This window comes from Anabaena sp. TISTR 8404, assembly GCF_056847745.1.
The window spans coordinates 7,028,424-7,038,503 of record NZ_CP180578.1 but is presented as its reverse complement, the minus strand read 5'-3'; the positions used below and the strand labels follow the sequence as shown (position 1 = coordinate 7,038,503).

General features: G+C 39.0%; 8 protein-coding genes. 3 read left to right on the top strand and 5 right to left on the bottom strand.

The features are described 5' to 3' along the window. Positions 1 to 24: 24 nt before the first annotated feature. The 4 genes from ACMX3D_RS30270 to ACMX3D_RS30255 all read right to left on the bottom strand — a co-directional run bounded on the left by ACMX3D_RS30270 (position 25) and on the right by ACMX3D_RS30255 (position 3,338). Complete coding sequence (locus ACMX3D_RS30270; RefSeq protein WP_482749440.1) at positions 25 to 597, bottom strand: hypothetical protein; 573 nt, start codon at positions 595 to 597, stop codon at positions 25 to 27. Then, a complete protein-coding gene (locus ACMX3D_RS30265) occupies positions 594 to 1,439 on the bottom strand; it encodes a BrxA family protein (protein WP_482749439.1) in 846 nt (281 codons plus the stop codon). The genes ACMX3D_RS30270 and ACMX3D_RS30265 overlap by 4 nt, the downstream gene beginning before the upstream one ends. A gap of 341 nt (positions 1,440 to 1,780) precedes the next feature. After that, positions 1,781 to 2,716: a hypothetical protein gene (locus tag ACMX3D_RS30260; protein WP_482749438.1), complete on the bottom strand. Its 936-nt coding sequence runs from the start codon at positions 2,714 to 2,716 to the stop codon at positions 1,781 to 1,783. Continuing rightward, positions 2,709 to 3,338, bottom strand: coding sequence for a ParA family protein (locus ACMX3D_RS30255; RefSeq protein ID WP_482749437.1), 630 nt, complete (start codon positions 3,336 to 3,338; stop codon positions 2,709 to 2,711). Before ACMX3D_RS30255 ends, ACMX3D_RS30260 begins: the two co-directional genes overlap by 8 nt. A 493-nt stretch (positions 3,339 to 3,831) precedes the next feature. On the opposite strand from ACMX3D_RS30255, the gene ACMX3D_RS30250 reads away from it, so the two are divergent. Further along, a complete protein-coding gene (locus tag ACMX3D_RS30250) occupies positions 3,832 to 4,242 on the top strand; it encodes a hypothetical protein (protein WP_482749436.1) in 411 nt (136 codons plus the stop codon). 6 nt (positions 4,243 to 4,248) lie between these two features. Next, on the top strand, positions 4,249 to 5,103 hold the full coding sequence (locus ACMX3D_RS30245; protein ID WP_482749435.1) for a hypothetical protein: 855 nt from the start codon (positions 4,249 to 4,251) through the stop codon (positions 5,101 to 5,103). Between the two features lie 70 nt (positions 5,104 to 5,173). Here ACMX3D_RS30245 and ACMX3D_RS30240 read toward each other — a convergent pair whose 3' ends face one another. After that, positions 5,174 to 6,061: a tyrosine-type recombinase/integrase gene (locus tag ACMX3D_RS30240; RefSeq protein WP_482752460.1), complete on the bottom strand. Its 888-nt coding sequence runs from the start codon at positions 6,059 to 6,061 to the stop codon at positions 5,174 to 5,176. A gap of 1,103 nt (positions 6,062 to 7,164) precedes the next feature. Here ACMX3D_RS30240 and ACMX3D_RS30235 point away from each other — a divergent pair. Beyond that, positions 7,165 to 10,050 carry a GAF domain-containing protein gene (locus ACMX3D_RS30235; RefSeq protein ID WP_482749434.1) on the top strand — a complete coding sequence of 962 codons (2,886 nt, stop codon included), beginning with the start codon at positions 7,165 to 7,167 and terminating at the stop codon, positions 10,048 to 10,050. Positions 10,051 to 10,080: the final 30 nt, after the last annotated feature.

Sequence of the window (10,080 nt, the reverse complement as noted above, 5' to 3'; positions counted from 1 at the left end):
CAGATCACAACTCAAAGAGGAACGCTAAAGTATGTCACCCCGATACATTAATTCTTCCCTTTTATTCACAAAAGAATATACACGCCGTTGTGTAAGTGTACCAGGAATAAAAAATATGACTGGGCAATTTACACTAAACTGTTGGTTTTCCCACATTTTTTGCATTAAAGCGCGAGGGCTAGTGACTGGGTAAAGGGCAGCGAGGTATTGCAAAACTATAACTGACTTACTATTTGTTGGTAAAGATTCAGCCGCTTTTACTTTTTCTCCAACAGATTGCAGCCACAATTGTCCTAATTCACTTTCTGGAGCTGAGCCAGGCATGGGCTGAGTAATAGTATCAATAATTGCTTGACAGCCGATGTCCTCGATTACCTCCATAGTCACCGCTAAGACATCGATTGTCCTAATTTCAAACTCAGCCCCCAGTCCAGCCGTTATACTCTGCCATTCTTTAAAAACTGCTGTTTCTATCTCTGGTGGATAGACAATAGCTAGATGTGCTGCACCTGTGTTACGTCCAATTTGCGCGTATCCTGTTTTTATTTGAGTAGATGCTTCCTCTAGTTTGCGTTTCCAGTCTCCCTGGTAATTCATAATAAAATTTTTGGTTTGCGAATCAATTCTAAAATTACGGTTGTACCCCCTTTTTCAAATCTAATCCATTCTTTTTCGGCAAGACTAGCTAGCGCATGAACTACTTGAGCTTCAGACCACAAAAATAACCGCCAGTCTCGTGCTTCTAGTAGTGCGCGTCCTTGTTTACCTTCGGACATGAGACAGCACAGTAGATGGTAAACGGTTTCTGGGTCTATCGTTACACCTTGAATATATTTTTTCTGGATTCCCCTTAATAAACCAAAGTCTCTCAGTGCTGCCAGAATAGTAGAGGCTAATCTAATACGTGTACTTTCACGCCATTTTTTAATCTGCGGATATTCCTCAGCTTTTTCTGCTAAGAAAGAAAGTAAGTCGCCCCGATTGATAACATTGGTTTGCTGTTGCCATTTATCCCAAACTGGCCCTGTCACGAAATCGAAAACCAAGCGATCGCGCAAACTAAAGTATAGATAAGCCAGAGATAGGTATTCTCTAGAATACATACCTTCTGTGGTAGCATTTGCTAGGCTATATCCTACCCAACTTGGGCAAATTGACAAATATCGATGAGAAATCGCATTCCAAATTCTTTCTCTAGTCGAGTAAGCAGTCTTAGGAACAATAGACCCTTGGATGATAATGCTGCGAATATTAGACAGTTCCAGTCCTTGATACACTGCACTGAACACAGCATAAGTCTCGTGAATTAAAGCACCCTTGGAACTATTGCGTGAGGAAATAGGAGAGGTATCTCGAATTTGAGCGAGTTTGTCCAGGGATACGTACTGGGGCATAACACATAAGTTTTCTTGCTGTCTTTCTTGTACATAAGTATTCATGGCTATCCCCACAGGCATGGTAAATACCAAAGCTTGTCTTCTTTTTAGCTATGAGACGAATTTTTGGTATTTTGTAACTTTCATGAGCAAAGTTTATTTATCTACAGAACCAGAATTATAAACCTTACCTCACGCTTTGGAAATTATGACAGCAAAAACGATTTATGGCGATTACACTTATTCATTTAAAATTAGATTCCTTTGCCGTTATAATTTGGTCTTGTCAGATGTTTGTTGAATTAATTCTCTAAACCCCTATTCTCAACAAATCCTGACTAGATCGGCATACACATTAGGCAGATAGATGAATAACCGACTCTGTAAGTTACAAACTTTGAAACTTATAGGTCTAATGAGCTTCGTAACTCATCCTCTGTAGTACCTTGAAGCTCAGAAGTTTTACTCAACAGTAAATCTATAGCAACACGGATTAAAGTATTGTCTGTCAGTCTCTCACCACCTTTAACCCGTCTGGTTCTGTTCAATTTCCGGGTGAGATCGGTAAGTGCGTCAATCTGATCCTGTCTCAATCGTGCTTCCTTACGCTCTAATCTTAAATACTTTGGAAGTTCGGTACTCTGTAAGTCTGTATCTTTCAAACTTTGTAACTCTGTAGTTTTGTTGACTTCTTCACTCTTCTGCTCAATAGCAATTTCCGTAGAAGAAACAGACTCTAAATCTTTATTAGTCTGTAAGTCTGTAAGTTTGGGAGTCTGTTGTTCTGTACCTCTTTTTTCTACTTTACTTGGAGCTTTCAGTAAACTTACAGACTTTGTTAGTTCCGAAGTTTGTAAGTCTGTAAGGTCGGAAGTCTGTTGTCCTGTAACTTCTTCTATTGTTGAGTCTGTTCTATTTGAAGATTCTGGTTGACTTTCAGGCTGTGTAATTACCGAAGTCTGTAAGTCTGTAAGATTGGGAGTCTGTTGTTCTGTACCTCTTTCTTCTGCTTCACTTGGAGTTTTCAATAAACTTACAGACTTTGTTAGTTCCGAAGTTTGTAAGTCTGTAAGGTCGGAAGTCTGTTGTCCTGTAGCTTCTTCTGTTGTTGAGTCTGTTCTATTTGAAGATTCCGGTTGACTTGTAGGCTTTGTAATTACTGAAGTCTGTAAGTCTGTAAGGTTGGAAGTCTGTTGTTCTGTACCTCTTTCTTCTGCTTCACTTAGATTTGCTGATAAACTTTCGGACTTTGTAACTTCCGAAGTCTGTAAGTTTGGTTCTCTGATTTTTTGCGTTTCTTCGTGAACAAGATCGGATAAACGACGACGTGCTTTAGCCATGAGTATTCACCTCTCTTAAAAGCTCATCAGCGATACGCCGATAATCACCTTCGGCTTCACGAGCCACTTTAGAGCGAACTTGAGTAATTGGTATGCCATCAAGAGCAGCTTGTTCATGAACAGCATAAGCCCTAACAAAACCGTTAAATGCAGGAATACCCCCTTGCATGAGTGCTTGTTGAGCATCAAGCGCCTTACCTAAACTACGAGGGTCAACACGGGTTAATAAAACTCGAAACTTAACTTTTGCTGGCATTATTGATGCTTGTACTGTTTCAATCAGTGCCTGAAGATCCATTGGAGCCGGGGGAGATGGCAGCACAATAAAATCAGCCGCATCGATAGTAATTTTCAGTGCATCAAAGTGAAGTGCTGGGGGAGTGTCCACAATAATAAAATCAAAGCCTTTTACCTTTTTAAGTTTTAATAACTCATTCGTATCTGTTTCTTTAGCTAATTCAAAATCTCGCTCATTGCGCTCTGCCCACCAGGTAGCAGAACCTTGAGGATCTGCATCTACCAACAATACTTTTGATTTCTCAGCAAGGATGGCGGCTAAATTGACGCTAGTTGTCGTCTTAGCTGACCCCCCCTTTCCGTTCACAATAGCAATAATACGCACATCCTGACTCCGTAACTTAGTTAGTCTGTAAGTTGGTAACTCTGTAAGTTTGTAAGTAACGAATATACTAACTTACAGAGTTCGTATGTCAATAGTACGCCATAGAGCGGACAAGACCAGCTTGGTTTTCATGATTGCTGTCCTCACCAACATAGGGTTATGATCAGCAATTCGGCATACGGGCTTGTCACGGCTATAGCAGAACGCAGAACGTCGTGTACGGAAAAAACTTGCAACCGTCAACGCTGACCCAGAAGTAGCCCAAGCTATGTTAAATCAATTTAATCAGGCTATGGCAGACCTGACGGCGGTAGTAGAGTATCTTGAGGAATAAAATTAATAGACTAGAAAATAAAGTAACCTGTAGACTTAGGTATTGCCGCTAGGGTTGCTACAGAGAGAGGGTATCTCAACTGCGGTTTTATCCCATGAATCTACCTCATAAAATGTGAATAAGCTCCGAGTAAACTGAACTTATTAGCAAATAAAAACAATGAATACTGAACAGACTGTTTTAGAAGTTTCAGGAGTAGAAATTACCAAAACTCTCTTAGTAGATTTACAAAAACTCTCCTCTTACTCTGGAGAACCAATAGCCGCAGTCTATGTAGACAATCTACTACGTACCATGCGGAAGTTGTGCGATAGATTACCTTTTGACCCCTATACAGAAGTGGTAATGGCACTGCATGATGCACTGGCATTTGAAAACAGATGGATTGACTACAATGCTAATCAGTACAAGGGAGTTTGTGAATTACTTACATCCTTGGTGAATCAAGAAAGAATCAACAATTCCTCAGTCGAGTCAGCAATTTTGACTTTAGAAAACTTAGGCTTTGATACCCTACCATTCGGTGTAAACTTTGACGATAACCTAGATACAGATGAAGATGAGGAATAACACTGGATGGATGAGAAATCTGTTACTCAACACTTTTTAGACACCTCAGTTCTACGTTCTCTGCTACTAGGTACACAAGTCTATAAGCAGTATTTTGAATCTCAATTTGCTGACCAACCGCTTTATATCTCTAACTATGTTCAAATGGAGATGAAGCGAAGTTATCTGATTAATCTTATTTCCTTCTACTTTGTTCTGCGCCTAGAAACTATCAATAATATTGGAGATGCTATTACTCTGTGGAGTAATAAATTTAAAACTAGCGAACTCAAAGCAATTTTACAACTTATACCCCAACTTTTTAGCACGCATCAACTTAACTTTAGCAGTCCCCAAGATAAAGAAAAAGCCCTAGCTATTTTAGGAATTTATATCAAACGTTTTGAACTTCTACTCAGAAAAAAGTTTAACAATACCAACAATGATGCTACCGCCTGCGCCCGCGCCATTGTACCCCTTGACCTTGATTTGCAAAATGCAGCAGCAGGATTAAAGCAGTTTGCTGATGAATTTGGAGATATAGATACTTGTCGAAGCAAATGTCAAATTGACCAATTTTTTTTAGTGCAACACCGTTCCGAAATTGAGCAATTAGTTCAAATTGCCGACCAACTACCCAAAAATGCAAATACTAGGGGATTTATCAAAATTGTTAATAATCTCAAAGAGATATTGGCTCAAGGTGCAGCAGCCTGTAACTGCAAGTGTTGTGCAAAGATAGGCGATGCAGTCATTGCTTTAAATGCACCTCGGAATATGCAATTGGAACATACTGATAATTCTTTTGATTATCTATGTCCCGCGATTAATCAACCTCATTACAAACATCCGTCAGAAAATCAGATAGTTACTAATATATAAAGTCATGACAAACAATAATTGTGACACCCAGAACTAATCAACGAGAGATCGCTTTGGCAACTAAACATCATCAAACTAAATCTGCCAGCACACTACTCACCTTCAACTGGTGCTGCTGTCGATTGTCATCATAAATCATCAACGTCTCCAACTTGATGTGCCGACTCAGCTTCTGCACCTCCCGTACACTCTGCCCTGCATCCAACGCCGCCGTAATCGAACTGTGCCGAATGCGGTGCGGTGATAACGGCTTAGTAATATTCGCCTGTTTGGCCCGTGTTCTTACCATCTTGGCCAGCCCCGTATCCGATAAAGGATGCCCCGGCGTATTTTTATCTAACGCCACAAACAACGCATCCTTAGTTGATGCCAACCCCCGAAACGCCAACCAATAACAAATCGCATCCCTAGTTTTGGGAGTTAAATCAATCGCCTCTCGCTGACTCCCCCTGCCCTTACCCAAAACCATGAGTTTGCTATTTTGACGGTCAAAATCCCCGATTTTTAACTTAGCAATCTCCCCCCGCCGCAGCGCATTATCCCAAAGCAAGCGCAGCAAAGCATAATCCCTGACCCCCTTCGCCGTCGTTGGATCGCAAGTTAAAAGAATCTGCTTAAATTCCTGGGGAGTAACACCACTAGTATCTCGGTATTTAATCACAGTCTCACCCTTAATATCCTCCAAGGTGTAACCACAAACCCCCAACACCCGACCTTGATGCACCAGCGCCCGTAAAGCTGCTAACCGCCGATTGAGCGTAGCCTCCGATAAACCCGAATCTATCAGCATAGCTTTGTACTTGACCACCCACCCCAAAGCTTGCGCCCCCGGCAGTGCCAAAAATCGTACCACCCATTCCGCCGTTGATTCTACCCCAAACATCTTGGCAAAAAAATCTTTAATGTCCCGGTCATAGGCCCTACGGGTGGACGGGCTGCGTTTTTGAGCCAACAACATCGCTAACACATCCGGTTGAGTCCACCAATCCATCACGGAAGGCAGCGTATCATTATTGACTTTAACGATGCGACCAGACATAAAAGCTAGGTAACGATAATGGTAATTTACGTAACCTTATACCTTAAATTATGATCCATCGCTTAACTTTTTATCCTCTTTGCCCCAAACTTGATCTAGTTGTCCCAAAAAAGTTATTCTGTTGGGATTATTTGACTATCTCTAAGCTCATCAATGCAAAGCAAGCCACACTTGAGCGATTGATGGAGTTTGGCCTTAACAGCTTCAACTGAATTCTTAATTCTTAATCCTTACTAGGCATTTCGGATATTTGTAAATACTTTAACTCCTATGTAAAAACTCATAATATTTAGTAAATTTTGTGTTCACTGGTAAGACGTGAGCTAGTAATGGTAAGACATCCATATCCTGTAGCTAGAACGACTGGTTTGGTCGTTTTTGAGACTTAGTTCACCATCCAAATCCGTTGCCACCAGCGTTAGCATACTCAATATGGCGACCGCGCTCACTCGCTATAGGCGATCACTCTTTGTTTAGCTGCATTTAATGCAGTAATCCAAGTTGAGTAAGCATGAAGGATAATCAAACCGATACAATAATAGAAAGCATGAAAGCAGATCGTGTGTTCAGGGATGCAATTTTCTTAGAGCTTGTCAAATAACAACATTCCTTCTTTTTAGTTAGAAATGCTTTTTTAGCAAGTGTTCTAGACAAAAAAATGTAAAAGTTATTTCTTTACAGGCTCTTAGTGATAAAAAACAGTAAATTTCAAGTTTTAATATATATCCGCAGATAGAGAATTAGATAAAGTAATTGCCAATAGCCTATAGATACAGTAATCAGATCATCCTGAAACCTAAGAGGGTGTTTGAAAAGTCGAGAAGTTTGTAAAAAAGCTCACTCAGTCAGTTACCTGTCAAAACTTTTCAAACACCCTCTAAAGATGAGCAACAATTAAAAAATACAATATCCTTTTTCTTATTTAACTTTACTTTATTCCAGAAGACGTAAAAACTAGGGTTTTGCTGGCTTTCTCTGGTTTTCAAGCTTTATATAATTAAAATTGTGAGGTAAGTATTATCATGTATAACCAAAAGAAAATAGATGCCTCCATATTCAAACTTTTTAAATTAGATAAAATTCTTCAAGAATCTTGTGATGAAATCAGGAAAAAATTAAATTTTGACTTTGCAACTATTCAATTAATCAAGCCTGAAGAACGCATTATAGAAGCAGTATGCGGATCTGGTGCCGCAAAAGAATGGGCTGGTAGAACAAGACACTACTTAGAACCAGAGCATAGCTTACGAGATATACAGGCAGATATTGCTCAAACTTGCCGTACAGAAATTATTATAGGCTGGGATAAAGAAGGTCGTTTTGATCAATGGGTTTATAAGACATTCAATCACGAAAATTTTGCTCGAATTTTTACACCTATTCTTTTGATTCAGAATGATCAGGGGACGAATAATAAGGATTGGTTTGAAGATTTTAAATGGAGATTTGCCAAAAACGAATTAGGCAAAGATATTAATGATATCAATGAAGAGTGGTTTACCAAACTAGGAGATCGCAAACCAGATATTAATGGGCAGTATGTCTCTCTTGAATTGCTTTTACCAAGATTTTATTCAAAAGACAGTTCGTTTACTATAAAAGTCATTGGAACAGTAGAGGTTGGCTACGAACAGGGTAATGAACACGAGCCAATCAGAATTGAACAGGCTCTTGAATTAATCAAATTAGTTGGGCAAAAGGCTCTAGCCATTCGTGAAGCACAGCTACCTTGTGTTTTGGAGACAATTGCCACAACTGCTATGAACATGGTGGATGCTGATGGAACTAGCCTACATTTTTTGAGATCTGAATGTGAAGATTGTTGTATTCACAGAATAGAGGCCGATGGCAGTATTAAACAAACTGAACCAGATGTAAATAAAGGTCGTATTCATTATATTTATGAAGTGTTTTCCGGCCTAATTGGGCGAAATTTTCTAAAACGATGTCCTCCTCAAGAAAACGGACTAGGTTTACAGGCAATTTTAGCAGAAAAGCCTCTGTTTATACCAGACTACTCCAAAGGACATAGTGATGACGAGTTAGCAACTATCAACCCAATAATCTACAAAGCAGGAATTAGAGCTATTGTAGCTTTCCCATTACTATTTAATGGAAACCAAGGAGTACTTTACATTCACTTCAGTCAGAGGCATAAGTTTGAAGAAACTGAAATTGAAAATTTACAACTATTTGCAAATCGAGCTGTAAATGCTATTCATTATGCTTTTACCTATGAACACCAACGAGATAGGACTAATCAGCTAATTACTCTTGAGACAGTTGTTCAATCTCTTGCTAAAATGCCAGATGAAGAGAATTTATTGAATGTAATTGCGTGGAACACGATTAATATACTAGCCGCAGATACTATCACTATTTATAGATATATCGAAGCCCAAAATTTATTTCCTAATCCACCTCCTACTCCAGCAATAGCAGGGAGATTTAAAAAGACTACAAAAGCTCAAGAAAATATTGAAGATAATGATGTCCCATCAAAATTGATAAAAAGTGGTAAGAATGTCTACTTTGGAGATAATTTTTATGAAAACATCTTTGGAGAATCATCATTTTCTGAAAGAGAAGGGATAAAATCTGCTGCTGGTATTTTACTTAAAGTAGCGGACGAGCAAATAGTTGGAACAATGTTGATTAGCTATCGGCACATCCATACTTTTTCTGATGAAGAAAGGCAAATGATTGAAACGCTTGCTTCATCAGCAGCGAGCGCTATTCAAAACCAAAGGTGGTTAGAGGCATTAAATGCAATTGACTGTGAGATCAAAACTAGTACAGATAAAAAAAAAGTATTAGATTTAATCATATCTAAAGCAGTCCAAATGACGAAAGCGGATTTAGCAGATATTCGTCTCTTAGATCCTATAAAAAAAGATCTAGTTATGGAGGCTTGGCACCCTAATAATTCACCAGATGCTTTTTCGATAAAGATTAAACTAGGAGAAGGCGTTACTGGGTGGGTAGCTGAACATCGCGAGTCAGCCTTGATATCTAATACTCAAAGTGACAGTCGTTACTTAAAATGTTATGAGCAATCCCTGTCAGAGTTATGTGTCCCCATTTTAAGTGAAAAACGTGTTCTTGGTGTAATTAATCTTAAGAGCAAGCGTACAAATGCGTTTATTGAAAAACATAAAAAAATGCTGGAAGCTTTAGCAGACCAAACTGTTATTGCTATCCAGAATATTGAGGAGAAAGAAAGGTTTGTCCAAACGCAGTCAATGCTTGTATTTGGTGGCTTGGCTGGGGAATTAGTACATCAAATGAACAATAGTGTTGGAGCAATCCGAGTATTGTTAAATGACCTTATTAAACAAGATTATCCGCCAGACAAAGAACAATTAGGAAAAATTTTATCAATTGCCCAAAATATCTTGGACAAGACAATGCGTATAGGAAATTGGGTTCGAGAGCCAGAGAACACACCTATTAATATTGTGGAAGTTGTACGTGAAGCAATTAAAGATGTAAATTTTCCTTCAGATATTACTCTAGATTTTCATGAATTACCAGAAAAAGCACCGCGTTTTTCTGCCGATTATCAACAACTATTTGATGTGTTTCGGAACCTTATAATAAATGCCATAACAGCCATGCCTAATGGGGGTATCTTATCCATTGGTGGGGAAGAAATCAAAGATGTTTCAGGTAATTGGTTTCAAGTTTGGGTTAATGATACTGGCATAGGTATTGAGGAAGAAAATCTAGAAAAAATCTTTCTTCCTGGGGTTCGTATACAACCGACTGGTCAAGGTTTAGGATTTGGATTGTGGTTGGCAAAAACCTACATTCAGGGATGCTTAAGAGGTAACTTAACTGTGGAAAGTCAGCTTCACAGAGGAACAAAGTTTACCCTATTTTTTCCATTCAAAGAATTACAAACTTAAGCTTAATCTGCATAATTGACTCATAGAAAT